Origin of the sequence: Paenibacillus sp. PCH8 (assembly GCF_002968835.1) — a bacterium.
Classification (GTDB): Bacteria; Bacillota; Bacilli; order Paenibacillales; family Paenibacillaceae; genus Paenibacillus.
Map to the genome: position 1 here is coordinate 38,359 of NZ_PKQK01000001.1, position 26,625 is coordinate 64,983.

The 26,625-nt window shown below is 46.4% G+C and carries 19 protein-coding genes and 1 pseudogene; 3 read left to right on the top strand and 17 right to left on the bottom strand.

Features of this window, described 5'->3' with window-relative positions; genetic code table 11:
* Positions 1-118: 118 nt before the first annotated feature.
* Positions 119-1,147, bottom strand: coding sequence for an AraC family transcriptional regulator (locus C0Q44_RS00165; protein ID WP_105405521.1), 1,029 nt, complete (start codon positions 1,145-1,147; stop codon positions 119-121).
* Between the two features lie 183 nt (positions 1,148-1,330).
* Complete coding sequence (locus C0Q44_RS00170; protein WP_105405522.1) at positions 1,331-1,945, bottom strand: peptidase E; 615 nt, start codon at positions 1,943-1,945, stop codon at positions 1,331-1,333.
* 179 nt (positions 1,946-2,124) lie between these two features.
* Here C0Q44_RS00170 and C0Q44_RS00175 point away from each other — a divergent pair, with 179 nt between their 5' ends.
* Positions 2,125-3,066 carry a helix-turn-helix transcriptional regulator gene (locus tag C0Q44_RS00175; protein WP_105405523.1) on the top strand — a complete coding sequence of 314 codons (942 nt, stop codon included), beginning with the start codon at positions 2,125-2,127 and terminating at the stop codon, positions 3,064-3,066.
* Between the two features lie 184 nt (positions 3,067-3,250).
* Here the strand turns inward: C0Q44_RS00175 and C0Q44_RS00180 are convergent, their stop codons facing one another.
* The 10 genes and pseudogenes from C0Q44_RS00180 to C0Q44_RS00225 all read right to left on the bottom strand — a co-directional run bounded on the left by C0Q44_RS00180 (position 3,251) and on the right by C0Q44_RS00225 (position 17,550).
* Positions 3,251-5,536: a rhamnogalacturonan lyase gene (locus tag C0Q44_RS00180; protein ID WP_258166260.1), complete on the bottom strand. Its 2,286-nt coding sequence runs from the start codon at positions 5,534-5,536 to the stop codon at positions 3,251-3,253.
* A gap of 742 nt (positions 5,537-6,278) precedes the next feature.
* Positions 6,279-7,142 carry an IS3 family transposase gene (locus C0Q44_RS00185; protein ID WP_258166104.1) on the bottom strand — a complete coding sequence of 288 codons (864 nt, stop codon included), beginning with the start codon at positions 7,140-7,142 and terminating at the stop codon, positions 6,279-6,281.
* A gap of 11 nt (positions 7,143-7,153) precedes the next feature.
* Positions 7,154-7,471, bottom strand: coding sequence for a transposase (locus C0Q44_RS00190; protein ID WP_105405525.1), 318 nt, complete (start codon positions 7,469-7,471; stop codon positions 7,154-7,156).
* A 243-nt stretch (positions 7,472-7,714) separates the two neighbouring features.
* Complete coding sequence (locus C0Q44_RS00195; protein ID WP_181150797.1) at positions 7,715-10,159, bottom strand: glycoside hydrolase family 6 protein; 2,445 nt, start codon at positions 10,157-10,159, stop codon at positions 7,715-7,717.
* 633 nt (positions 10,160-10,792) lie between these two features.
* Complete coding sequence (locus tag C0Q44_RS00200; protein WP_105405526.1) at positions 10,793-11,869, bottom strand: efflux RND transporter periplasmic adaptor subunit; 1,077 nt, start codon at positions 11,867-11,869, stop codon at positions 10,793-10,795.
* Between the two features lie 67 nt (positions 11,870-11,936).
* Positions 11,937-13,307, bottom strand: coding sequence for an ABC transporter permease (locus tag C0Q44_RS00205; RefSeq protein WP_181150798.1), 1,371 nt, complete (start codon positions 13,305-13,307; stop codon positions 11,937-11,939).
* Positions 13,308-13,340: 33 nt separating this feature from the next.
* Positions 13,341-14,018, bottom strand: a complete 678-nt coding sequence (locus tag C0Q44_RS00210) for an ABC transporter ATP-binding protein (RefSeq protein ID WP_105405528.1) — start codon at positions 14,016-14,018, stop codon at positions 13,341-13,343.
* 204 nt (positions 14,019-14,222) lie between these two features.
* Positions 14,223-15,137, bottom strand: coding sequence for a hypothetical protein (locus tag C0Q44_RS00215; RefSeq protein WP_105405529.1), 915 nt, complete (start codon positions 15,135-15,137; stop codon positions 14,223-14,225).
* 237 nt (positions 15,138-15,374) lie between these two features.
* Positions 15,375-16,840 (bottom strand): annotated as a pseudogene (locus C0Q44_RS31670) (sensor histidine kinase).
* Positions 16,837-17,550: a response regulator transcription factor gene (locus C0Q44_RS00225; protein ID WP_105405530.1), complete on the bottom strand. Its 714-nt coding sequence runs from the start codon at positions 17,548-17,550 to the stop codon at positions 16,837-16,839. The pseudogene C0Q44_RS31670 and the gene C0Q44_RS00225 overlap by 4 nt, the downstream one beginning before the upstream one ends.
* 212 nt (positions 17,551-17,762) lie before the next feature.
* Here C0Q44_RS00225 and C0Q44_RS00230 point away from each other — a divergent pair, with 212 nt between their 5' ends.
* Together C0Q44_RS00230 and C0Q44_RS00235 are read left to right on the top strand one after the other, a co-directional pair.
* The gene (locus C0Q44_RS00230; protein WP_105405531.1) at positions 17,763-18,239 is read left to right on the top strand and encodes an RNA polymerase sigma factor; all 477 of its coding nucleotides are present in this window, start codon (positions 17,763-17,765) and stop codon (positions 18,237-18,239) included.
* Positions 18,240-18,526: 287 nt separating this feature from the next.
* The gene (locus C0Q44_RS00235; protein WP_374955082.1) at positions 18,527-21,313 is read left to right on the top strand and encodes a DUF5689 domain-containing protein; all 2,787 of its coding nucleotides are present in this window, start codon (positions 18,527-18,529) and stop codon (positions 21,311-21,313) included.
* Positions 21,314-22,918: 1,605 nt separating this feature from the next.
* Here the strand turns inward: C0Q44_RS00235 and C0Q44_RS00245 are convergent.
* The 5 genes from C0Q44_RS00245 to phnE (C0Q44_RS00265) all read right to left on the bottom strand — a co-directional run bounded on the left by C0Q44_RS00245 (position 22,919) and on the right by phnE (C0Q44_RS00265) (position 26,597).
* Positions 22,919-23,125 (bottom strand): DUF5316 family protein, encoded by a 207-nt coding sequence (locus C0Q44_RS00245; protein WP_105405533.1) that lies wholly within the window; start codon positions 23,123-23,125, stop codon positions 22,919-22,921.
* A gap of 90 nt (positions 23,126-23,215) precedes the next feature.
* On the bottom strand, positions 23,216-23,983 hold the full coding sequence (locus C0Q44_RS00250) for a hypothetical protein (RefSeq protein ID WP_105405534.1): 768 nt from the start codon (positions 23,981-23,983) through the stop codon (positions 23,216-23,218).
* Positions 23,984-24,218: 235 nt separating this feature from the next.
* Positions 24,219-24,632, bottom strand: coding sequence for a hypothetical protein (locus tag C0Q44_RS00255; RefSeq protein WP_105405535.1), 414 nt, complete (start codon positions 24,630-24,632; stop codon positions 24,219-24,221).
* Between the two features lie 412 nt (positions 24,633-25,044).
* A complete protein-coding gene (gene phnE / locus C0Q44_RS00260; RefSeq protein ID WP_105405536.1) occupies positions 25,045-25,854 on the bottom strand; it encodes a phosphonate ABC transporter, permease protein PhnE in 810 nt (269 codons plus the stop codon).
* On the bottom strand, positions 25,851-26,597 hold the full coding sequence (phnE, locus tag C0Q44_RS00265; RefSeq protein WP_181150965.1) for a phosphonate ABC transporter, permease protein PhnE: 747 nt from the start codon (positions 26,595-26,597) through the stop codon (positions 25,851-25,853). The genes phnE (C0Q44_RS00260) and phnE (C0Q44_RS00265) overlap by 4 nt, the downstream gene beginning before the upstream one ends.
* Positions 26,598-26,625: the final 28 nt, after the last annotated feature.

Below are 26,625 nucleotides of genomic sequence, written 5' to 3' on the forward strand. Positions count from 1 at the left end.
CCATAATCCGAATCTTTCGCTTAGGTTAATGACTCTTTACATGAGATCATTGTACCAACGACAATTGGGGAAGCGTTATCAAAATCATGACCTGTTCGAGAGGGAGTAGTCAAAAATCCTAACTTTCCACACCTTCATCTTCCTTCGGGTAGTTGCTGACATGTCGTTCCATAGAGGAGCGAAATTCAACCGGCGTACGGCCTGTGTATTTCTTAAATAACATATGAAAATACTGACGACTCCCCACCCCGACATAGTCGGAAATTTCCGAGATTGGGATATTCGTCTGTTGCAGTAGCATCTTGGCCTTCTCCATTCGAAGCATTGTCAGATAATCCGTAGGTGTCCGTTGTGTGTGCTGGCGGAAAATACGATGTAAATAACCCGGATGCAGATTAACCGCTCCCGCAATCTCCTTCATCTGGATATTCCGATCCATATTGTGATGCATGAATTCGATGGTCCGTTTCACATACAACTCCGTCTGATCCGACGCACTCCAGTTCATCTCTCCGCGCAGACGCGCAACACGGACCAGCAACTGGATAAACAGCGTACGTACCAGCGTTCCCTGTTCCGGGGACGTCAGATTCCGGGCTTCGCGATGATGCGTACGTTCGTCTGGAGGAATAACCCCCATCGGTACAGCAGACCTTTCGTGCTCCATCAGGCCACGCTGGTCCAGCTCCAGCACCAAGCTTTTCATAATGTGATACACCTCTTCCGGGTCAGGCAGCACCAGATATGGCGCGGCATTAGCCAGTAAAGTATGGACTTCCTCTTCTTCCAGCGCGAGCTGGCGAATGGAGAACTGTCCAAGATTCGAGCTGGAGAATCCAAACTCCACATTGAGCATCCGGCAAGGGACGCCATCTTCCACCAGCAAACGGTGCGGGACACCTGCATCGAGCATAATGAACTGTCCTTTTTTCAAAACGGCCTGCTCCGAACTCCCATCCGGCATCTGCACATCCACCCGGCACATTCCCGAAATAATGTACATGATCTCCGTCGAATCATGATTGTGATAGGACATACGGTAGTTGTCCCATTGCTTGTAGTAGTACGCGTAGAAACGCGGCCCACAATTCTCTGTTCGTAATGCCTCCTGATATAGACTTCCTGTCCAATGCTTCGTGATGCTCATATCCACACCTCAATTCATGCAACGATCCTTACACTTTTCTACATTGTAGCAATTCTGTAGGCTGGATATAAACAGTTCTGACTCAAATAGTGACGCAAGCTTCATATATTAGGCACAATGACGAGACTATTTGGGCTTTTTCAATAGACATGCCTGCTTCTTCTTTTTATGGATCGATTCAAGCTATTCTCCAACAACCTTGATCTGATCTCCCTCCACAACAATAGCTTGTGCATTCGTAATCGGTATTAAAGGTAGCTCTGACTGATACTCAGCAAGAACTTTTTCAGCTGATTCCACGAACGGAAAGCATCCATGATGCGGGACCGGATAAAAATCAATAACATTCAATGCACGATAGCTTTCAAGGTCGGAAGCAACCTTACTATCATCCATTTCTTTCACATATTCAATATGAGGGGCTAAAATTATGGAACCTGCTGACTCTCCAATGTAGATCTTTCCAGCCTGAATATGCGCTTGAATCAGTTGGTCCGCCCCGCTTTTTTTAAGTTCTTGAAGCAGAAAAAATGTATTCCCACCCGTCACATAAATCATATCATTTCGCTGTAACTTACTCTCTATCTCTTGGGGTGAGGCTGTTGATATCTCCAACTCATCTACGACTAAACCCATTTCCTCAAGGGCTTTCCGGCCATTCTGAACGTAAAAATTGACTTGTTCTCGAATAGCAGCTGTAGGAATAAATGTTACCGTTCTCCCCATTAAATCTTCTTCAAACGCGCCAAATAAGCTCGCCGTCTCTTCAAATGATGAAACCAGAAACAACTTTTTCATTTTTAACCTCTCCCATCACTTTTCCTTCTTCTTTCAGCATTTTGCATCATTCGATTCTACTCGCTCCCGAGTACAAGTCACTCTTTGGATTTATGCAAATTGTTCCTTATATTAAAACATACGATGACTGACAGCATTATGTCAGTGATTTATACTAAATAGATATGGAGGGATCAGTTATGAAATTGGAACGTATGCTCGCTATTGTGATGTTGCTTCTGCAACGTAGCAAGGTTCGTGGTAAAGATCTCGCCGAAATGTTCGAGGTTTCTCTACGCACTATTTATCGGGATATAGAATCCATTAATGCAGCAGGTATCCCCATTACCACAAGCTCTGGTGTTGGTGGAGGCATTCGCATTATGGAGCAGTACAAGCTGAATAAGGGCTTATTTACTACAGATGATATGATTGCCATGCTGACCGGACTCGGAATAATGCAAAGCACTTTCTCAGGTAAGGAAGTATCCAATGCATTGGTGAAGTTGAAAAGCTTTGTTTCAGAAGATCAGTTTCATGCTATGAATATGAAAACAAATCAGATGATGGTTGATCTTACGTCCTGGATCGGAGTTAATGACTCCGATGCAGTTATTCAGTCTATCCAATTGGCTCTGGAAAAAATGTACACTTTAGCTTTTTCGTATTATAACCGCAAAGGAAATGAGCAGCTCCAAGGTGTGGAACCTCAGCGGCTGGTGTTTAAGGCAAGCCATTGGTATGTTCAGGCCTATCTGCCTCAAACACAGAATTACAGGCTGTTCAAGTTACGCAAAATGTATGCGGTGAGGGTCGAAGACACCCCTTTTACTCAGCGTATTGCACCTCATCCCTTCTCTGATTTTACCAATCAGATGCGTGCCAGAACTTTTCCGATTAAGCTACTCATTAACTCTTCCGCTCTGAATCGCATGCTCGACTATTGCACGATGGATCATATCACCGATCTCGGAGATGAACAATATCAGGTGAACCTTCCCTTTATAGATGATGATTACGGCTTCAGTATATTGATGAGCTTTGGAAGTAGTCTGCGTTGCGTGGAGCCGGAACATGTTCGTCTCGAATTAATGCATCGTATGGAAAAGGCAATTCAGCAGTATACGAGGAACGTCCCTTAATACATAGTTCCTTGCCAATATACCTATGATCCCCGATTGCTCCAATACCCACGGATCTGCGATCATGGAAACTACAAAAAAGCCCTGGAACCTCCATGTGCCGAAACACCTTGGTTCATTCCAGAGCTTGGATGCCAACGCTAAATGGCTAGCGCGGCTTTATATTTCTAACTGTCCGGTCTGCTTACTTTCCGCCTTTACCTGGCGTATAGAACTTAGGCAGCGTTACTTTCGACCAGTCGATATCTGAGGCCATGTAGAAGGATGGATAAGAAGGCTGATTGTACCCGCTGTTCTGTCCGGCAATGCCCACACGATACATCGCATCATGCATCAGTGTGTACAGCTTGCGATCAGTCCTCTCGGTACTCATGTAGATGCGGATCGCCGAGCTATCCTCGGTTCTCACCAGCATCTCTTCCCGCCAATCCCCGAAAATATCCGCTACGAGAGAAGGCGTTCCTTTCGTGTGATTGTTGGTCAATGTTCCTGTTGCCGTCAGCAACGTGCCACGATTCCAGTCTTTGATGGTAGGTGTGACATCAATGGCACCGTCTACAATCTGAGTCGTCATATCTGCCGCCCAACGGATATTCATATTCGTACCAGGTGCTTGATCACTGATTTTCTCACCCTGCGCTGTCCACAATCCTACAGCCCATGTCTCCAGACCACGACGGGTTGGATCGACATCCCCTACTATGCCACGTCCAGTGTCTTTACCGGTATAACCGCCATAGATGACTTCACCAGTCTTCGCATCCCGCAGGGAGTAACCATACGGGGCCCACGGACCGCCTTCATGCACCATGAAGATCTCAAGCCCCGGACGATCCGGGTCGATATCTGCCACATGCAGCGCATCTCCGTGTCCTAGACGGGCAATTGTTCCTGGCGCAGCACTTTCGGCAGGCATCAGGTCTGTTGAGCTGTACAACACGCTGCCATCATGATCAATCGTAGCGGAGCCATAAATGATCTCCTGTTTGCCGTCTCCATCCACATCCGCCACACTGAAATAGTGTGCGCCCTGCGTAGTAATGGAGCCATACTGTGGATCTGTGCCATCCACGCCATGCGGCCCGTCATTGAACGGATTCTTCATCGGTGTCCAGCCGCTGTCCACTTTCCATTCCTTTTTCAGCTTCTTGCCATCCCAGTTGTAGGCAACCATCGTCGAACGTGTGTAGTATCCACGTGCAAAAATTGCAGACGGTTTCTTGCCGTCCAGATACGCCACGCCTGCCAGGAAGCGGTCTACCCGATTCGCCGGTTCAATCCGTGCCATGGCATAATCGCCCCACATCAGGCCATCATCATGACGCTCGGGTTCATAGGGAATGGTCTCCAGCTCTTTCCCTGATTTGCCTTCAAACACAGTGACATACTCAGGTCCATCCACGATGAAACCTTCGAACTTGCGGAGTTCATTACGGCTGCTACGTTCTACGGCATACACATCTATGAAGTAGTCGGCCAGATTCTCGGCATCCTGCTGAGATAATGGATAGTTATATTTTTTCTCGATTCCCAAAGCCTCTTCCAACGTTGCAGGCCAGTTCCCCTTCACAACCTCTTCGTGTTTATGCCAGTTCCTGAACATATCCACCACGTGATCGTAGTAACCATCCGCACTCAAACGATAATCATCTTCGTTCTTGACTCCTGCCTTGCGGTCTTCTTTCGGTAACGTGATGTACTTCTCGGAGGTTGCTTTTCCTTTTTTGTTGTACTTCATAATCTTCGTGCCCGGAGCGGTCTTGAACATCAGTTCGGCCTTGCCATCTCCGTCAAAATCATAAACGAGCATCTGTGTATAATGAGCACCCGAACGGATGTTGACCCCCAGATCAATCCGGTACAACAATTGTCCGTCCAGCGTGTAACAATCCACGTAGGTTTTACCGGTGTAACCTTTTTGCGAAACGTCCTTGGCGTTGGATGGGTCCCATTTGACGAAAAATTCATACTGACCATCCCCGTCCACATCCCCTACACTCATGTCATTGGCCGAATACGTATAGGCTTCACCCACAGGAGTCACGCCATCAGCGGGCTTTTGCAGAGGGATATCGACATAACCGTTCGCCCAAGGTTTGACGGAGTCACTGCGTTTACTCTCCTTGCCCTTTTTGTTCACCGCTGCCACTTCGTAACGGGAGGATTGTTTCCCTTCGGTATCCACATAGTTAGTACTGTCGGTGACCGTAGCCATCTTTTTGCCATCACGATAGACGTTGAAGTCTGTCCCGGTCAGTCCTTTATCGCTATACCCTGTAGCCTCGTCACCAAGTAATCTCCAGCTGATGAACACGCCTTCGGATGTCGAAACAGCCACCAAACCGCGATCCAGATATTCCAGTTGAATCTCTTTCACGTGACTGCCTCCCTTATGTGATTGCAGGCTGGACTCTGTCGCTCCATTCTCATTCCAAGCTTCTGCTCCGGAAATTCCGGCAGTTCCACCCATGAGCAAAGCTACGCTGAGGGCCGATGAGAGTACCTTGGCTGCAAGTGGCAGGCCTGTCCGTTTCCTCCTGAGACCGGATTGCAGACCTGGAACCGATCCCTTATGAACCGGCGTTGTTGATTCTGAATTCATCTACCTTCACTCTCCTTGAGACAGAATAGGTGATGCATCTACACAGTGACGATAAATAGACGTTCATTCATTCGCACAGACCCTTCTTCAACAGGCTATCCAGCCCAGATTGATTACGCTTACATAATCAAAAAAGAGAATTCAGCTTGCCCGTCTGCCTGAGTGCGGCCCCCCTCTCATTCTCTCTCCAATCAGAGCGATGTGATCCCGCCCATCGGGTTCTATTATAGACATCCTGCTTGCCTGACCATAGGCAAATATCCGTCCAAAACGATCAATATTCAGTGTTAATTTAGGTATGCATTGGAAAAATGACTTTGCTTATGAAACATTCTCCACATAGCCCATGTTCATTAAACGAAAGGGTTACACCTCAGTACGCTGCCTCCTCCGCTGCTGCTAACGAACCTCACACGCCTTATTGGGGCGTTAATCCCCAATCAATAATTCTAACGAACCTCAGTAACCTTATTCCGCACCAAACAGGCCAAAACCCGCCCAAGTTACCGAATAATACCTGAATAGTGTGTCTACGATTCGTTAGAATTCTATAATGCACGATTTCCCCTGAATAGCGTGTTTACTGGACCTCTGTCAAGAAAGTAGACACTTACGCTACGGATTTTCCGGTAAATTGCATTGCAAAACGGGCAGGGGAAAGGTGCCCCAGTGCACCATGCATTCGCTTGCGGTTGTAATAAAACTCAATGTATTGGTAGATGGCCGTGTAGGCCTCTTCCGGTGTTTTAAAGCGTGGATTACAGTAAATGAGTTCTTTCTTCAAAATGCTGTGCCATGACTCGATACACGCGTTATCGTAACAGTTTCCCCGACGACTCATGCTCGATTCCATACCGTAGGCACTTAATTGCTCGACGTACTCTTTGGAGGTGTATTGGGAGCCGCGATCCGAGTGATGGAGCAAACCCGGACCAGGTCGTTTGGCTGTGTAAGCAGCCTTTAAAGCATCCAGCACCAAGCTAGTTTCCATATGGTTCGACAAACGCCAACCCACAATTTCACGCGTGCACAAATCCAGGACACTGGCGAGATACATGCGTCCTCCTCGGCACGGGATGTATGTGATATCTGTAACCCAGACCGTGTTCGGTTTGAGCGTTTTAAACTGTTGATTCAGCGTGTTGGGTGCGACCGGATGGTTATGCTTGGAGTCCGTGGTTTGGACACGATATATGCGGCTAACGACGGAGCGGAGCTTCATTTGGCGCATGTACACACTTACCGTACGTTCGGTGATCTTAAACCCCTCCAGATGAAGCAAGCGGGTGATTTTTGGGCTACCATAACGCTTGTTGTGGTCGGCAAAATGGTACTGAATTCGCTTCATGATCTGGGATTTCCGAAGCTGCTGCTTGCTTGTCTTGTTCATCCGCCATTTGTAGTACCCGCTCCGTGAGACCTGCAGGGTTTCGCACATCTTCTCCAAGTGGAACTCGGAGCGATGATTCTCCACGAACTGGAATCTCAGTTCTTTGGTTTGCTGAAGATGTGCACCGCTTTTTTTACAATAGCCAGTTCCTCTTCCGTATCGGCAAGTCGATGTTCTTTCTCTTGAAGCATGCGACGCATCTCTTTCAGCTCTGCTTCGAGTTCCTTCACTCGCTCCATACTGGCAGCCGGTTCGTTTTTGAGCTCACGATATTGGCTCATCCATTGATGTAACGTACTTTTCGGGATGTTAAGCTCTTCCGCAAGATCACTAAGTGTCTTCGTTTGTTCTTGAATAAACTTGACCGTTTGCTTTTTGAATTCTTCATTGTATCGTTGCCGTTGTTCTCCCATGTGGACACACCTCCGTTAGTCTTATTATCCTTCTGTCCGTTAATGGGTGTCCACTTTTTATTCTAGCTCCATACGATTCGTTAGAAATAGGAAAAAGGGCTGTCTCCCGGTCATCTTCATGACCAGGGGACAACCCTGCTGCGGTACGCATTTCGGTATACATCCTAGAACGCGGTTAGCTAACCTTACAGCGAACTTCATTCATCACTTTTTTCACAATCGAACCCGCATCATCAGGTACGTTTAAGGCTCCATACCCCAGACCAGGTTGCCGCCTTTGTAGAGGGTTACCTTGTTCCAATCCTGGTAGGATGTTTTGGTTGGATCATAAGAGTAGTCGTTGCTCTCGTCAAAGTTGGACCAGTCCGCTTTGTACATGCGAAGCTGAATGTCTCCGGATTGTCCGCCAGCCTGAATGCTGCCTGCGCCAGTTGTGAAGCTCAGCTCAACATATGAAGCAGTGAAGGTACGCTGGATATTGGCTCCGCCAATCTGAGCATAATCAATGGCAGAATCCATCGCAGCTGTGCCTTCTTTGGAGAAGTAATAACGGAGCTTCAGATCGCTCAAGTTTACAGCGGTATTACCCACATTTTTGATATTAAAATAGGGTTTGATCTGACTATCTGTTGCATTGGTGTCTCCCGCACGATATTGCAATACGAGATCACTGGTTGGCACAACGACACTTTGAGGTGTCGCCGAGGCCGCAGCTGAATTGCTACTTTGTCCAGCAGCATTCACAGCACTAACCACATAATGATAGGTTGTTCCGTTCGTCAGGGCTGTGTTTGTGTAGGAAGTACCACTCACATTCGCCGCGATTGTTGTGAATGGGCCCGTTGCCGTCAGCGCCCGTTTCACGTTATAGCTTGTCGCACCTGCGGAAGCTGTCCACGTCAAGCTCACCTGAGCGTTGCCTGCGGTTGCCGTCAAGGCTGTCGGTGCAGCTGGAGCTGTTACTCCTGCAACCGGTGTAGCCAATGCTGTTGCAGAGTTGACACTTTCACCTACTGCATTCTTAGCCGTTACGACATAATAGTAGGTTGTACCATTGATCAGGCCTGCATTGTTGAATGTCGTTCCACTTACATTGGCAGCAATGGTTGTGAATGGACCTGTTGCACTAAGGGCCCGCTTCACACTATAACTCGTTGCCCCAGCGGAAGCTGTCCACGTCAAGTTAACCTGTGCATTACCAGCCGTAGCCGTTACCGCCGCTGGTGCTGACGGAGCAGTATTACCGCCCGGAGGATTTCCGCCCCCGTTGCTTGCTGGCAGAACAGGGAACGAGTTCTGCACCAACATAACAAACTGGTCATGGAACCAGTGGCCCGATACCGGAGCATTAGGCAATGCACCCGTTAACACACCGTCCCGAGTAGTGAAAGTTGGGTCACACATCTGGTCGAAACCTTTACCTTCGTTGTTTGGAATTTCAGAGCTCGAACCATCTGATTCTCCCGGAGGTTTTACCCACACATAAGCATCCAGATGTGCAGGGCCCGGAGCGGCTTTGGGTGCTTCACCCATGCCAGCTCCACTGGCATTACACCAATTCCCCCGATGGTCCCGACGGTCCACACGACCGGAATTCACATAGTTGTTAATGTTGCTGCCCGTAGCCGACGTTGGGCGAGATACCCCGCCCCAGCCATTCCGGCTGGTATCGATCAGGAAACCTATGCTGCTCGGCCACCCAGCTTGTACGAAATCGGTATACAGCGCAGCAGTGAAATCGGTTTCGTCAAAGTAAGGATTCCACTCATAGAACTTGGCTGACTTGATCGGTTGTCCACCGATATTCAGATCCGGGTTGGACAGATTCGGCTCTGCCAGCGGTGTCGTATTCGCTGTATTCGTAATGAATCCATCCGCACTGCTCAGCCCCCCTACTGTAGATTGCACAACGCTTGTATATAGCGAGACCGCACCTGAACGGTTGTTATCCCATCCTACCCAGCCGGAGTGGCCGATATCCAGATAGTTGTACACATTGGGAATAGCGTGCAGCTTCTCCAATGTATACTTTATACCTGCTTCATATATGCCAGTCGAACTGGCTTGTCCACACGCTGGCGTACTGAGGTTGGTTACCAGATTGGGCAGACTATCCGGCTCGATAATTGCGACAATGCGAATGTCCTGATATTTCGGATCTGCGAAGATATCTGCGATCACATCAATATAATCCGTTTTATATGTCTGCAGAGCAGCTTGGGTTAATGGAAGTTCACCATTGGATGCAAGTGCATGACAGTCCCGGCCAGGCAGGTTATAGATAACGAATGAGGCGGTGATCGGCGTACCTGGTTTCTTCTGGGCGAGAACTGCATCCAGATGCTCCTCTATACTTTTGCGACCCGCGTTGTCACTCCCACCATAAATTGCAGCAATACGGTCAATCCAGACTGCCGTTGGATACGATTTGACGGTTTCCATCTTTGCTTTCAGCGATGTATCATTGGTGAGCGCAATGGAAGTGTTCACGAGAGTTGAATAATCTTCGTTCAGATACGCGGTTGCTCCCACGAATGGATTGTCCACATGGGCTTCAGCTGCCTGAGTCACGCCTGGAGACAAGCCCGGAAAAATCCCCGCCGCAAGCAGCGTGGCTGCCAGCATTTGCTTTACACCTTTGCGCAGGATCTTCTTACCTCTCGATTTGGGTTTCAATTTAGTCTTCATACTTCCACCTTTCCTTTAGTTAGATTGGGCTGTACTCCTGTCTGATCCTCTGTGTCATTAGGATGCTTAGCACGAAGAGAACGTTCGGATGAATGTGGATATCACCTCCAGAAGAAATCGTTTAACTACAGGTGCGCAAACATAACGTAAACGAAAATAAAAAATAACCAGCTACAGAAATGACTGGAATCATGAGTGAATAACCGTGTGTGGGGTCGAACATGAGAGTACCGTGTACAATGTGGCGGGTTCTTGAACGTGTGTTAACCGTGAAGGTATGCACAAGGATTACCTGATCCTCGGCTCCACCTTCAAGTAAGCGCTTACTAGAAGAAACTTAAAAAAAGCCCTCGCCTACCCATCTTCAATCGTGATGTTTGGTGTTCACCTCCTTATGCTTTGATTATACGGCATGTAAATATTACTGTAAATTGAATTAATTAAATTTATTTATATTTATTTCCATTACTTTGGCAGGAATTTTGAATTCCCTTTCCCCAAGCGAAACAAAAGGCTCATCGTGGCAATAGGCCACAATGAACCTTCCTTGGTCATAACAGCGAATGATCTGATCTGATCCGCTCATCTATCTAATCATCTATCTGCTACAATGATACTTGCTGCATTGCGCGTCTAAGGTATAACGACAATATCTCCAGGCTTCAATCCGCTAACCACTTCCGTCTTGTCCCCTGATTCTATTCCGGCCTGGATCATCAGCTGTTCGGTCTGTCCATGGCCTTTGTCGAGCAGGACATACGGTTCGGGCTGGTCCCGCATAATGGCCAGACTGGACACAACGGTTGCCTTGGCCTTACGTAACGTCTCGATATCCCCCTCCAGACTCACACCACCATACATTCTCTCATCCGGCTTCATATCAATAACAACATCGAACTGTGAGGCCTGCTTGAGATCTGTATCCGTGCTCTTGCGAGCGAATTTGGATACTTTGCTCACTTTACCAGTGAATTTAAGGTCCTTCTGTGCTGTCATTCGTACCTGAACTGGCATGCCCACTTTGAGCCTGAACATTTCTTCCTCACCAACAATCGTCATGAACTTGAGTTTGCTGATATTGGTGATGGAACCCATGAGCTGCCCTTCCGTAACTGCACGTGTCTTGCTGTCTTCCTCATTCATCTGGAATATACCCGATGCGGAAGCATACACAACGGCCTTAGCCATCACTGCCTGCTTTTTCTGCACTTCCTGCTCTTTGAGGCCCAATGCTTTTTGATTCAGTTCGTTCGTCAGTCGCTTGCCCTCTCGTTCAACAAAGGCCTTCTTACGCTCTTCTTCCGTGACTCCGAGTGTTTCGCTCATGTTTGCTTGATCCGCACTAACCTGATTGATCTCCACATCCAGTCGGGCTTTCGCCAGATCGCTTTGCATCTGATCAATCTCCGTCTGTAGCGCTGAGGTATCCAGAGTAAACAGGATATCTCCCTTCTTCACCTGTTCTCCACTTTTCACATGCCACTGCTTGATGCTGGAAGTATAGGGAGCGAAGACGTCCGTCTGATCGGTATACACCGATTTCCCTTTCACCTGTATGGACTGTGTCATCGTCTCCTGCGTAACCTCAAAGGTAATCGGTGGAGGAATCTCGACAGGTGCCTCCGGTTTCGGTTTGTACATGTCATACAGCCAGTACCCGACCCCTGCCAAGAGTACAACCGTGATTGTAATGTTAATCCATTTCTTCATGTGTCTATATTCCCTTTCACGTATAAGTTTGGAGTCTGCCCCATTCCACTGGTATGTACAAGCTCTATCACATGGACTTGATAACACTTAATGCATTGGTCCGGGATGCACTGATTGCCGGATATATACCAGATATAATACCTACCAGCACAGCAAACACGATGCCCAGCGGCAGTGCCGATTGCTGAATAACAACCATCATCGGCCCACTCGCCTGATCTGCCATCTGGCTCGCCAACAGACTGTTCACCCCGCCAAGAGCAGCAAAAGCAATACCTACTCCCGCAACACCACCCATAAACCCAAGCATGCCTGCCTCAACGATAAACATCTGGCGAATCTGCCACAGATTGGCACCCAGCACCTTCATAACCCCAATCTGCTTGCGCCGCTGATGTGTAGACATGATCATGGCCACAATAATGGATAGCGAGGCCAGTAGCATAATAAATCCGCCGATGCCCATGGCTGCTTTCTGATACATGGCCATCTGTCCTGCCACCGCTTCCTCCTGGAACAGATTGCTTTGGGTGTTTAACGTCAGCTTCTTAATCTGTTCTTCGACTTGTGCCACATGTCGCTTATCATCCACTTTAACCATAGCCGAGTTAAGATGTTTGAGAGCTGTACTGTCCGCCTGTTGCAGACCAAGCTCATCCTGCAGGGCACGTGCCGTATCAAGGGGTACGTATATCCTCTTTTCATTCTGGGCGCTCATATCATCCATGTTGGAAGGCTTCGTCAGTTCACCAGACACCCGAACCGATCCGCTCATTTTGGTCTGCCTTCCACCTGTGAAATCTTCATAGCGAAATTGAATACGCTGCTGCATAAGCCGATCCTGTAAGGACGACATGTCTGTATATTGTTGCAAAAGTTCATTGTTATAGGGATCTGCATTCAGCTGATCAAATAACTTCTGGGTCACCTTGGGATCTATGAAGCCGAACGTCGACCCGTAATTCGCTACCGCAATCCGTCCGTCCCCGGCACCACTTCCCTGCGCATAACGGTAGCCGAATCCGCCCAGTGTATCCAGCTCGGTACCCACCACTTCCACATAAGAACTGCGTCCATCCGGAAGCACCATATCAAGTGCATCCAGCTTCAGCATAGGAGCGACTGCGATAACATGGGGAAGTCGCTGGATGATCCTAATCTTCTCCATGGTTAGCGCCCCACGTTCAAACTTCGTTTTCTGTCCACTCCCGCTGCCATTCCCCGTCTTGATTCCTTCATTAGGCATAATCGTTATTTCGTCCATCTTGTAATTATCATTCAACATTTTCTCGCTATAGGTCTGTACAGATTGTCCTACACTGAGTGCAATGATCATAGCCGCCGAGCCGATCGATAGACCCATCAAGCACAGCAGTGTGACTATTTTTCTGCGAATGATCTGTCCCCAGGCCATACGTGCTACATCCCGTATTCTCACAATTCCCCTCCTTAGGCTCATCTTCTGCTTCCCTTAAAGCCTGGTCTCTTCAATCAGTATTCCGCTTTGCAATGTAAGCACAACCTGCATCTGCTCGGCGACCTCTGCCTCATGTGTCACGATGACAAAGGTTGTGTTCATCTCCCGGTTCAGCCGCTGCAAAATCGCGATAATCTCCTCCTCAGTCTCCGTATCCAGATTGCCCGTTGGCTCATCTGCAAAAATAACCGAAGGCTCGGGAATGAGCGAGCGCGCAATACTGACACGTTGTTGTTGACCGCCCGACAGCTGGGACGGGAACAGATTTGCTTTTTCACCCAATCCCACCTGCTCTAGCAGTCCAAGTGCCTTGGCCTTACGCTTGGATGGGCTTATCCCCATGAATACCAAAGGCAACTCCACATTTTCCCGAATCGTCAGATTGGACAACAGCTCATAAGATTGGAAAATAAAGCCGATATGGCTGCGTCGGAACTCGGCCAGACGATTCTCGCTGAAACGTACAATATCTTGCCCTGCAATTAGAATCTTGCCTTGATCCGGTTTCATTAATCCAGCCATCAGATTCAGCAGGGTCGACTTGCCTGAACCTGAGCTGCCCAGCAGGGCCACCATCTTACCTTCATCAATCGACAGGTTGATATCTTGAAGCACGGGTACCGTTCCCTGTGCATTGCGGAATGAATGGGACAATTGTTCAACTTGAAGCATTCGCGCATGTCTTCCTTTCTACTTGCTGAATATGTATAGATTCGCGTGTATCACATCCTTCTTTATTATAGATTCAAGATGTATCCGGGCTGGCCGAAGTTGTATCCAACTTGTAAAATATACACGCAAAAAGACCCTGTCAGCAGAGTGGCTACAACCAGCTCCATGCAGACAAGGTCTTTCGTTCGTATCCTTTTGACTAACTTACCAGGCTCTGAAGCTAAACCGGTACAATTCGCTTTTTTCCGTAGAGCTGCCCGCAACAAATAATTCATCTTCCATCCATTTCAGCTTGATGAAATGTTCAATATTGCGGTAGATTACCGTATCGGATGAGAGTTTGTTCTCATCCAGATAGGCGATATGCACTTCATTCTTCTGGTTCTCCATTGAACGAACGTAGGCAATACGGGATTCATCCGCAGCCAGATCAAAGTTCCAGAATGTCCCCTTCACCAGCAGATCCAGCTGATCTTGCTTCGCACGGTAGCGATACAATCCCTGTACTTTATCCACTTCGCCCTGAATAATCATATCCCCATTCTTCAGCAGTCTGAATTGCTGTATGTCCTTCATCGTCATGTACGTCTTCACTTGATAATCATCTTGCAGAGATACACGGTAGATGGTGAATTCATCCTTCAACATGACTAACATATATATCTCTTTCTGATCCTGACTGACTTCAAATAAATCCATAATAATGAATGTGTCACTTGCATTCTTCACTTCACTTACGTCTGTCATCATCGACATCAGTTCTTTGTGCGTGTATAATACACGACTCTTGCCCGTGCTCAGGTTCATCTGTCTGAATGTGAGTTCATCCTGACCAACGTACGTGCCGTTCCCCACAAAACGTCTGTAAAAGGAGTTGTCATTCCCGAGCTTACGCCGTTCACCGCTCTCCAGATCATACGCGAATGTGGTTCGCTGATTCATGCCTGTACGATATTGGGAATAGATCAGCTTCTTTCGGTCCGGGCTCAGAAAAACGCCATAGTCAGTATTGCCTCCGATATCTTTGACCTGATTATCATCCAAATATAACAGTGACAATTGCAGACCGGAGTACGACTGCCCCGGACTATTAACAACAATCGTATTTCGATCAGCCACGTCAAAGTCATAGATGGCAAAATCATTCGGAATTTTGGTAGCTGAATCAATCTGGATCGTACTGCTCGGGGTGGAGCCAGACGGCTGTTGAATTGCTCACTGGGCAGAACCACCGTTCGTGGCTTGAGATTTCCGATACTGAACAGACTACCGATACCGAAGATGCCCCCACAAATGCAATTAAAAGCCCGGATAGCATCAGTCTGTCGCGGTTCTTACGCCAAAATCCGGATTGTTTCATGCGTTCATTTCTCCCGGAAGACTGATATTCACTTGTGTTCCTTTTCGCGCAATACTCTTCATCTCCACTGTTCCTCCATGACGCTCTACGATGTTTTTCACAATAGACAGTCCAAGCCCGGCGCTTCCTTTCTCGGCCCGATTGATTCCTTTATCCTGGTAAAAGGGTTCAAATACATGCTGGAGCGCTTCCGCACCAATCCCCTCCCCTGATCACGGATCAAGATAACGATGGAATCGCCTAATCGGAACGACTGTACTTCAATAATCGAATTCACATCACTGTATTTGACCGAATTATCCAGGATGTTAAGGAATACTTCCTTCAGCTTGTCACGATCTCCGCGCAGAACCAGTTGCTCCTCCAACTCATAGTGGATTCCTATATTGTACTTGCTTGCCTTAATCGACATGTCCTCACATGCTTCTCGAATAATGTCCGATACATCGATCTGCTCAAACCGATAGGACTGAATCACCGCCGAGGATACGGAGACCTCCAGAATATCAGCAACCATCGTGTTCAAACGCTGGCTTTCCTTGATGATATAATTCATGCCTTTGTCAAAAAAGTCCTGATCGGTAAATCCGTTATCCCGCAGAATCTGGGCGTATCCCAAGATCGTCGTCAACGGCGTTTTCAATTCATGGGTTACATTATCAAAAAAAACTTTGCTCCGTGCCTGTACCTGTTTCACTTCGTCCCGCTCCCGCTCAATCACATCGATCTGCTCCCGAACCCGGTCAATCATGACCGTGAAGCTTGAAGCGAGTTCTCCAATCTCATCCTTCGTTGTAATCTGAATGTCCGCATTCAGGCTGCCCTGAGCCACTTCCGCAGAACGTTTCGTGAGTACACGGATGGGTTGTGTGATTTTCCGGGAAATAAAGATCGATGCAATAAATACAAATACGAAAATGGCCGCTGCAAATAGCATAATCGTATTCTGGAAGCCCAAGTTACGCTTGTACAGTTCCGTGTAATCCTTCTCCAACTGCACAATGCCAATCCATTGTTGATCACTCCGGAGTGGGAAGGACAGACTGGCCGTGACCCGCCCATTGTCCACTACTGTGGTGTAGGCAATTCGGGACTGTGTGGCTTCCTTCACATCAGGGATATCAGACTGCTTCGCGACGTTAACCCCACTGCCAGCAGAACCATATGGCGATGCGTCAGGACGATATACCGTAATGTTTCCGCCAACAGCCGAACCAATCTGCTCCGCAAGTTCGCGGCTCCCGGCTTCAAGCGAGTCTCTGCTCATACGTTTGTTATGAATCAGGAAGTACTGATTCAGTGCGATATCCAGATTTTTCTTCGATTGTACCATGTCTTCATGTACTTCCCGGTACATATTCTCCTGCGCTACCTTATTGGAGATAATCAGCAGAGCGGAGAATCCGATAAAGACAATCACCGAGAATAGCACGACCAATTTGAACTGGATCGTCCACTTCATGTCTGCACCTGAATATTAAGCTTGTACCCCACACCGAATACCGTTTCGATCATCGATATGCCCTGAACACCGCTGTCCAGCTTCTTGCGAATGCGTTGCACATGAATATCCACCGTTCGGGTATCCCCTGCAAAGTCAAATCCCCACACCTTGTCGAGCAGCTCCGAACGTGTATGTACCTTCCGGTGATGGGTCACGAGAAACAAGAGCAGATCGTATTCCTTATTCGTCAGTCCTGCCCGCTCGCCGTCCTTCCATACTTCACGCTCATCTTTGCGAATCTCGATATGTTTGCCGAGCCTTACCACCTCATAAGACTGGTTCTCCAACGTCTCGCTAATGAGATCAATTCGGCGGAAAATAGCTCTGATGCGCGCGACCACTTCGCGGATATCAAAAGGTTTCGTAATATAATCATCCGCTCCCAGCTCCATGCCAAGTACCTTGTCCAGCATGTCGGACTTGGCTGTGATCATGATGACGGGGATCTTGGAATTGACGGATAGTTGTCTGCACACGTCAAAACCGCTCATGTCTGGCAGCATCAGATCAAGCAGAATTAGATCCGGCTTCGAGTCCCTAAGCAGAGTCAGCCCTTCTTTGCCCGAAGCCGCTTCCTTCATCTCGAATCCTTCTTTGCGTAAGGAATACGATAAAATATCGCGAATGGACTCCTCGTCCTCAATAATCAGAATCTCTTTTTGTCTCATGATCCTCTTGTATCTCCCTGCTCTATGAATTTCATCTGCCTATATTTTGTATCCCCGTCGTACGCTTGAACAGAGGAAAGCAGGAAATGTTACAACTCCGATACAACTCTGGATAGTTTGGATACAATCTCCCGATATACTTGCAATATAAGAAACCGTACCAGACCGGACCGGACCCAAGCCTGACTGTATCCAAGGGGGATTCACATCATATGAACAACACATTAATCAATGACGCTTATGTCAACTATAAATCAGAAATCACCAGGTATCTATCCCATATCGTCAAACAACCACAGGATGCGGAAGATCTCGCGCAGGATTGCTTCATTCGACTGATGAACGTGACCACACCGATTCCCGAAGATCGAATTCTGTATTATCTGAAACGCATTGCTCGTAATCTGGCCATGGATAGCTTTCGCAGACGTACCCGCACGTTACGGCGTGATAGTCGTCTGGAGGCACCTACGCATCACTTCGATACGCCGCATCTGGAGATTAATGAAGGTGTGGACGACCTGGTCTCTCATATTAACAACACCGAGCATCGTCAAATATTGCAACTTCGCCTCATCCATGGTTACTCCATTAAGGAGACGGCGGAGCTGGTGAACCGCAGTGAAGGCATGATTAAGTCCTCCGTCTTCCATGCCGTGAATCGAATTCGAGCCAAAGTCATCTCATAAAGATGGCTTTATCGTATTATCAGGTTAGCCAGTAATTACTGGCTGGCCTTTTTGTTTGCGCTAATTCAGCGTTATATAAGTTAAACCAAACATTCACACGAGAATGTAGAGGACAGAAATAACCAGTTTAAAATACCTACGTATATGTCAAAAGACCCAATTTCACAAATATCGAGTTAATTTTTACAAATTGTTATGACTATGTGAGATTTTCATGTGGTAGAATATGGACGAACTCATGAATCAACTACTATTTGGGAGGGATTTGGTTGGGTAAATTAACAGGTATGCGAGGAGTATTTCTAAAATCACTCTTGGCATTGTCCATGGCTTTGCCGCTTCAGGTCGGATTATGGAACGGAGATGCATCGGTTCATGCGGAAGGACCGACAGACCCGGCACCGTTCATCCAGGCGAAGGTTGTGAACCAAAATGCAGGTAAGAAAGTATTGTTCGACAACTCTCACGGGCAGACGGCTGGAGCCGCAGACTGGGTCATCGATGGAGGTTTCTCTGACTTCGGGAATGCACTCGCCAATGATGGCTACTATGTCAAAGAACTTCGCAAGACGACTCCATTTACCTATGATGATCTGAAAGAGTATAACGTATTCGTTATTGCAGAGCCTCAAATTCCTTTCAAAACATCAGAACAAGCAGCATTGAAACAATATGTTGAAACCGGCGGCAGTATCTTCTTCGTTGGAGATCACTACAATGCCGACCGTAACAAAAATCGCTGGGATGGCTCAGAAGTCATCAACGGCTATCGTCGGGGAGCTTTTGAAGATCCGAGCAAAGGCATGAGCACAGATGAGCGCAACTCGGAAGCGATGCAAAATGTAACCAGCACGGACTGGTTGTCCGATAACTTTGGCGTACGATTCCGCTATAACGCACTTGGCGATATCAACGCCAATATCGTCGTACCGGCAGATCAAGCCTTCGGCATCACAGAAGGGGTATCGGCGGTAGCCATGCACGCTGGTTCAACCCTCGCGATCACCAATCCGGAAAAGGCAAAAGGCATTGTGTACTTGCCAAAAACCAACGCCAAATGGAATAACGCGGTGGACCAAGGCGTCTACAACGGTGGCGGGATTGAAGAAGGTCCTTACGTTGCGGTATCCAAGCTGGGAGAAGGTAAGGCAGCTTTCATCGGCGACTCCTCCCCAGTAGAAGATGCATCACCTAAATACTTGCGTGAAGAGACGGGTACACGCAAAACGACTTATGATGGGTTCAAAGAAGCCAATGATGCGGTGCTGCTCGTGAACACAGTGAACTGGCTTGCTACACAAGAGAACTACACCAGTCTGACCCAAGTGAACGGACTTGAACTGGACACAGCGACAGCGCTGTTGCCATTCGAAGAGCCAGCTCTTTCCACAGAGCCACAGGCTGAACCTTGGTCCGCACCTGCTGCTGGATACAAGTGGTACGATCGCTCCACGTTCAAGGCTGGCTCTTATGGCGGACCTGCATCCAGTGCAAACGCTGCTTACAGCTTCGTGAAACAAGATACTCTTCCGAATGCAGAAGACTTCCAGGTTCGTGTCGTTGTGGAGAATATGCCACCAAACACAACCGTATCCGGCTATAGTGCCGGTATCTATCTGACTGGCGGAACACAGGTCGCTATGATCCAGAATGAAAGTGGTACTTGGCCGACTTCGTACGGCTATAGCTCCACATTCAGTGTAACTTCGGACAGCAAAGGTCGTGCAATCCAAGATCTGAACGTCCGCATCAAACCGGGTACAACTGGCGCTGCCAGCTTGCGTCTGCGTCTGAACGGCAGCAACCTGATCACGAGTGCCGTATCCGTTGGCAATGTGCCAGCAGAGCCGCTGCCGGAAGAAGAAGGACCGATTCCAGCAGCGATCACGGTTGCTGAAGCACGTACCAAAGCTGTTGGCACGACCGTAACCATCGAAGGTGTTGTGACGACAGAGCCGGGTGCATTCGGTGGACAAGCCTTCTATCTTCAAGATGAAACTGCCGGAATCTACGTGTTCCAGCACACCAGCGGCTTCCATGCTGGTGACAAGGTTAAAGTAACGGCGGCAACAACCATCTATAACAGCGAGTTCGAGCTTACTGATATCGTTGCGATTGAGAAAACAGGTACGGCTTCCGTACCTGCTCCCATCGAAGTTACAGCCATCACAGATATGAACCAGGGTCAACTGGTTCAATTGAAGGATGTAACGATCGAGAATATCATCAGTGCTACACCAGTTGGATCATTTGAATTCGACGCGGTAGCAGCAGACGGAACAAATACACATATCCGTGTAGATACCCGCACAGGTGTGACAGATACTTCCTTCCCTTATGTTGCAGGGGACAAGATCAGTATCACAGGCATATCCGCTATTTTCAAAGATGCATATCAATTGAAACCTAGAAGCTTGAATGATTTTGTACCTGCTGAGAATCAAGGCGGAGGCGAAACACCTTCCAATCCAGCTGTGGGAGCACCGGGTAAACCGGCGCTTTCCTCTGATAACGGGTATACCACCGGCCTGTTCGAAGGTTCATATAACGTTAGCATGAACCTCTGGTGGGGTGAGAATGGTTCCGAGTACAAATTGTATGAGAACGGTGTTCTTATTGATACGCAGAAATTAACTGCGACTACACCTTCTTCACAGTTTGCTAAAACAGCTATTACAGGTAAAGCCAACGGCACATATACCTACGTAGCCGAACTGACTAATGACAAAGGTACAACACGCAGCGACGTACTGACCGTACAAGTAACGAACGCCGCTCCTGGCAAAGCTACGTTGTCCCAAAATAACTGGGATGGTGACGGCAACTACAACGTATCCATGAACCTCTGGTGGGGTACGAACGCAACCAAGTACCGTCTCTATGAGAATGATGTATTGGTTGATACACAAGCATTGAACGCGGCAACACCAGCTTCTCAAAGTGCGGTTACGGAATTGTCCGGCCGTGCCAACGGAACATATACGTATCGTGCTGAGCTGATCAACGCCGCAGGCGTAACCAGCACAGAGACAATTACGGTACAAGTAACCCAAGCGTTGCCTTTGGCTAGCTAAGTCACAGTAAAGAAGCCTAACGTTTAACCAAGCAACTAAAAAACCGAAACCAACATTGCCCGATTCTGGTATTATCCCCTTTAAGTAGACACTTGAAAAAACCTTCATGTTATCATGAGGGTTCAAGTGACACTTGGAGGGGATATTTTTATGGCCAAAAAAGGACAAACATTTCACACGTATACCTAAGAATTTAAATTGAATGCGGTTAGATCCTATGTCGAAGGTTCTTCAAGTTACAAGGTGGTCGCTGATCGCGAAGGAATTCGAAACTGTTCACAACTGAAGGTGTGGGTAAAAAAATGGAAAAACGGGGAAGCGTTCGATGAGCGAAAAAACAATGTTCCGAATCCACTGAAAGGACGGCCTCGTACTGCCTTTAGCAGTGTAGAAGAAGAACGGGACTACCTTCAAGCACAGGTAGATTATTTAAAAAAGCGGTATCCAAATCTAGTAAAGGAGAAGCGTTGAGCAAAGAGAAAACTACGATATCCTAGATGAACTGCGCTGCTTGCATGGCATTACACGCCTATTAACGATAGCAGGAACCCTGATCCAGTTACTAAAAATGGCAAGCGACCCACTCGCAGCGAAACGCAAGACGAGACCGTGATCGTGAGATCAAAGAACACATGATGGCTATTCATTTTACAAACCAAGAGTTTGGTTATCCTCGCATTATAAACGCGTTTGGGAGGATAGTCTGAACGTTAATCACAAGAAAGTATGACGAATCATTCGGGAACTATCGATCCAAACGGTGATTTACAGAAAGCGAAAGAAGTCCAGCTATACGACATCTTTTATCTATCCGAATCGCCTGAAGCGCCAATTTTATGCCACAGCACCCCAGCAAAAAATTGTGACGGATATTACCTATAATTCGTATGGAAGCGCATTCTTTTATCTGTCAGAGTGATTCAAGACTTGTTCAACAACGAGATTGTAGCTTGGCAGTTATCTTAATGAAACGATGTCCAGCTAGTATTGAATACAGTGTAGAACAATGGACAACAAAAGAGACGTTTCGGAAGCCGTGCTCCATTCGTGAACAGGGCTCTCAATACACGTATTAGGCGTACAACTCACGATTCACGATTAGAAGCATTCGGCGTCAAGGGCAGCAACTCTCGCAAAGCAACCTGCCCGGATAACGTATGCATCGAATCCTTCTTCTCGCATCTAAAGTGAAGCTATACGTTAACCAGTCTAATTCATTCCACAAGCCGTGGAAGATTACAATTACCGACGCTTACAAGCCAAACTCAAACAGCGCGTACCGATTGAATATCGATGCGCACTGGCAGCATAGCTTTTTCCATCTGTCTACTTGACAGGAATCTGACCAATTCAAAGCAATCTTGCTTTGGTTTTTTTTCAAGCATAAATGCTCTGAATATTAGTTGAATAATACCGCATTATAGTAAAAAACGTAAGACACTGAAAGATTGGAAGTGGTTACATCAACCCACATCCAATAAAATTTTGGTCCCTTCAATAATTGGAACACTCAAACCAGTCTATGATCCTGAAAGTATCGTATTAGCCTGGTATGCATTACCTCGGGTTCACGATGTGTCTTTCTTTATTCTAGCTTTCTTGCCCTTAGCTTACTAGAGACATTAAGCCCGCAAGGGCAAAGGAAAGAACTCCAACTAAAGCCGACCATGTGCCAATTTTTTTTTTTATATTACGTTCTTTTTCATATTCAGAATGAAAATTCCCTCTTTGTTGTGATCCAGTAGTCCATGCTCCAAAACAAAGACCAGAAACAAAAAGGAGTGCTATCCCACAATAGATAAAAAAATTCATTATTTAATTCTCCTTGAAAACAAAGGTGTTTTCTTTTAATCAATGATTTAAAGGGAAGCCATAGTTGGCCCCCTTATGGAAGTAAAGAATTTAAAAGTTATGAATTAATAGGATGTTCCATTTCGAACTGGTTCCTCTTGTAAGTGTGATACTAGATGTAACACCAAAAACAAAAAATGTCGAATTATCCTTTACTACATATTTCCAAGAACTTGGAGCATTCTTTTGAAATGCATTTAAAGACGTTTCATTTTTTCCGCTGGCTTGAGTTACAGCAAATCCCCCGTCGAATGAATTACCACTAGCACCAAAAGTGTACCACCGATCATTCATGTTAATTGAAGAGTCATGTCTATTCCATCCACCAGAAACTTTGATAAGTTTGTAAGTGTCTAAATTATTCTGTTGGCGCTTGTCATACGTAACTGTAGAATATGCTACAACTCCTCCGCTAGAGTCAGGTTGCGTTTGATAACTTGATCCGTCAGCTAAAACAGCGATAGTAGTAGTACTAAAAGTTTCAGTTATTTCGTTTCCTTTTTGGACTGTTTTAATCTTTTGGGTTGTTTCATACTGTTCTTCCAACACAAGTTCATCTGTTTCAGTACTTTGTGCGAGTGACTGAGTATTCGCAATTGATTTATTGGACTTTAATGAAATAATTGATCTCTTGGACTCGTTTACCGGGATATCAGTTATTCCATTTTTGGCTCGTTCAATAAGGGTATCAATATCGGTAATTTGTTCTTCTTCAAAAAGTAACACTTCTTCCTGGGTTGAATCAGCAGATACATTTAAACTACCGAAAATCATTGAAACAATAACTAGTGTTGAAAGTAATTTAGTTAACTTTTTCATTATTATCCTCCATACAAATAGATTGTAAGTCAGAAGAAGTTACCACATCCTCCTTTCATTCATTTATATTGACTTATGATAATAATATTAATCGTATAAAATATAACAAAAAAGGTGCAAAACAATCAATTTCTCAAATAAAAAAACTAATAATAGCAGTTCGAATATACTTCACAATCACGAAAATAATAGTTTTTCCTCATAATATAACTTAATAATGTCGAATTATGTCTTTTTATTTTGATTTCAAGATCATTTTCTCTTCAAAGTCTTTACCGTTAACATCTGTCCACAAAATGACAATAGTTTGGTCTTTCTGAGTACTAATAGTTGAGCCTTGTTTTCGTATTATAGGAAACTTTATAGAATTGGAAGCTAAACCGTTTTCCTCTCTAATTATTCTTCCTTCATTAATGTTTATCTTATATCCTTTTATATCTTCCCAGTTATCTTTGTTGTAAGTTATAACATACTCCCCATTTTCTTCTCTTTCATTTGTCACGGTAGTATCTAATTCGCCTCTCCAATTTTCACTTTCTCCCGTGAGATTAATTTTTGTTTGTAATTTTGAACAACCAGTAAGAGACATAGCCACTACTAAAATAATAATAGATATAGACGGCCACAACATATTATTTTTTTTTCTCATAATTTTCCTCCAGTATTGAATTTATAACTATACATTATCATAATATGAGCCTACTTCTAAACAGTAATTTCATATAGACTCATAATTTTGCTAATTGACATTCTATGTTGTAACCCGTTAATTTTTAAGTTTGTGGTGGTTTAGGAGTATGAAAAGCCCTACTATTAAGCAAATAATTAACTGCTTTAATATAAAAAAAATGTATTTGCAAGTCAGCAAAGGAATTGTGATTAATCTACATTCGAACTATTGTGCACTTATATTTATACATTAAAATATGAAATAAATACAAAAAGCAGCACCTACTATTGCATGGGCTGCTCTTCGAGTGATCAAAAATGGATTGAGATATATCCATTATGTTCTTTATTTTACTCGTCTTTATTAGCAAATAAACTTTACCCTTTCTTCTTTACACCAGCTTCTTACGAATATATCCCGAGATCAGATCGATAATCGTGATCATCACGATAATACCCAGCAGAATTATACCTACTCGCGGCCAGTTCCGTGTGCTAAGTGCAAAGATCAGCGGTGTCCCGATTCCCCCAGCTCCGATTACGCCGAGAATGGTCGCAGAACGTACATTAATCTCGAACCGATACAAGGTATAGTTCAGGAATCCAGGCATAACCTGCGGCAAGATGGCGAACCACAGCTGTTGCATGCGATTGGCACCAGAAGCAAGCAACGCCTCCGACGGACCGTAGTCAATATTTTCAACTTCATCCGCGTACAATTTGCCTAACATGCCGATCGAGTGCAATCCAAGGGCGAGTACCCCAGCGAACGATCCGGGACCGACTGCTTTAATGAACAACAGGGCCATGATAATCTCAGGAAACGTACGGATGAAGCTGAGCACCATTTTCCCCGCACCCGAGATGGAACGATGTGCACTCATATTGCGAGCAGACCAGAAGGCAAACGGGATACAGAGCACTGCCGAGATTACGGTACCCAGCACGGAGATTGCCAGCGTATCCAGTAGACCTCGGAGCAGATCTTCTCCCTCAGGTAAATATACAAAATCCCAATCCGGTGAGAAAATCCCGGCTACAATGGCCTTCATAATCTGAGCGGCGGTTTCTTTGAACCCAGTAAACGGTACACCGGCAAGTGCCCAGGCATAGACAAGAATTAGCAGTAACACAATGACCCAGCGTAGCGGGCTCTTCCGTGGTGCTTTAGGCCGGATGCGGCTTGTTTCATTTTTCATCATAGCAATTTCTCCCGCAGCTTAGTACTTACATAATCAATGATCAGGACAATGACGAGGGTAAACAGAATAATTACACTAGTCTTGTCATACTCCAGGAATCCAAGTGTAGCCTCATAGTAGAGACCAATCCCTCCGGCTCCCACCAATCCCAGAATAGCAGCAGCACGTATATTGATCTCAAAGGCATACAGTACATAGGATGTGAACTGGGCAGCCAGTTGCGGCACCACACCATATACAATGAGCTGTATCCGGTTCATGCCGACAGCCGTCATCGCTTCCAGTGGTCCCTGATCAATCGTTTCCAACGTCTCATACGTCAGCTTCGCAATCAGTCCTACCGAGAACACAGCCAGTGCCAGGATTCCGGGGATTGGGCCCAGACCAAACACGGCTACGAACAACGCTGCCAGAAGTAAATCCGGCACGGTCCGAATCAGGTTCAGCAGAAAGCGCGCCGGATAGTAGATCCAGCGGCTAGGCATCAGATTGCCGGCACAGATGATCGAGACCGGAATCGCAATAATGGCACCAATGGTTGTCCCAATCAAGGCCATTCGGATCGTCTCCAACATGCCTTGAACGATATTATCAAAGTAGGTCCACCGGGGTGGAAACATTTCCTTCAGCAGGTCCAGCATATTCGGAAAACCTTCAAACAACTCTGTGAAGCTGGCATCGGTCTGCTTCGCACTTGCCCACAGCAAGAGCAGAATGATAACTAAGGTGAGCAGATGTTTCATACGCCCAGGCGGTTTCGGACGGTTGACG

What these genes read in the sequence shown, in the direction of transcription:
- C0Q44_RS00165 (WP_105405521.1), bottom strand. Translation starts at nt 1,147, where the DNA reads ATGAGCATCACGAAGCATTGGACAGGAAGTCTATATCAGGAGGCATTA.
- C0Q44_RS00170 (WP_105405522.1), bottom strand. Translation starts at nt 1,945, where the DNA reads ATGAAAAAGTTGTTTCTGGTTTCATCATTTGAAGAGACGGCGAGCTTA.
- C0Q44_RS00175 (WP_105405523.1), top strand. Translation starts at nt 2,125, where the DNA reads ATGAAATTGGAACGTATGCTCGCTATTGTGATGTTGCTTCTGCAACGT.
- C0Q44_RS00180 (WP_258166260.1), bottom strand. Translation starts at nt 5,536, where the DNA reads ATGGGTGGAACTGCCGGAATTTCCGGAGCAGAAGCTTGGAATGAGAAT.
- C0Q44_RS00190 (WP_105405525.1), bottom strand. Translation starts at nt 7,471, where the DNA reads ATGGGAGAACAACGGCAACGATACAATGAAGAATTCAAAAAGCAAACG.
- C0Q44_RS00195 (WP_181150797.1), bottom strand. Translation starts at nt 10,159, where the DNA reads ATGAAGACTAAATTGAAACCCAAATCGAGAGGTAAGAAGATCCTGCGC.
- C0Q44_RS00200 (WP_105405526.1), bottom strand. Translation starts at nt 11,869, where the DNA reads ATGAAGAAATGGATTAACATTACAATCACGGTTGTACTCTTGGCAGGG.
- C0Q44_RS00210 (WP_105405528.1), bottom strand. Translation starts at nt 14,018, where the DNA reads ATGCTTCAAGTTGAACAATTGTCCCATTCATTCCGCAATGCACAGGGA.
- C0Q44_RS00225 (WP_105405530.1), bottom strand. Translation starts at nt 17,550, where the DNA reads ATGAGACAAAAAGAGATTCTGATTATTGAGGACGAGGAGTCCATTCGC.
- C0Q44_RS00230 (WP_105405531.1), top strand. Translation starts at nt 17,763, where the DNA reads ATGAACAACACATTAATCAATGACGCTTATGTCAACTATAAATCAGAA.
- C0Q44_RS00235 (WP_374955082.1), top strand. Translation starts at nt 18,527, where the DNA reads ATGCGAGGAGTATTTCTAAAATCACTCTTGGCATTGTCCATGGCTTTG.
- C0Q44_RS00245 (WP_105405533.1), bottom strand. Translation starts at nt 23,125, where the DNA reads ATGAATTTTTTTATCTATTGTGGGATAGCACTCCTTTTTGTTTCTGGT.
- C0Q44_RS00250 (WP_105405534.1), bottom strand. Translation starts at nt 23,983, where the DNA reads ATGAAAAAGTTAACTAAATTACTTTCAACACTAGTTATTGTTTCAATG.
- C0Q44_RS00255 (WP_105405535.1), bottom strand. Translation starts at nt 24,632, where the DNA reads ATGAGAAAAAAAAATAATATGTTGTGGCCGTCTATATCTATTATTATT.
- phnE (WP_105405536.1), bottom strand. Translation starts at nt 25,854, where the DNA reads ATGATGAAAAATGAAACAAGCCGCATCCGGCCTAAAGCACCACGGAAG.
- phnE (WP_181150965.1), bottom strand. Translation starts at nt 26,597, where the DNA reads ATGAAACATCTGCTCACCTTAGTTATCATTCTGCTCTTGCTGTGGGCA.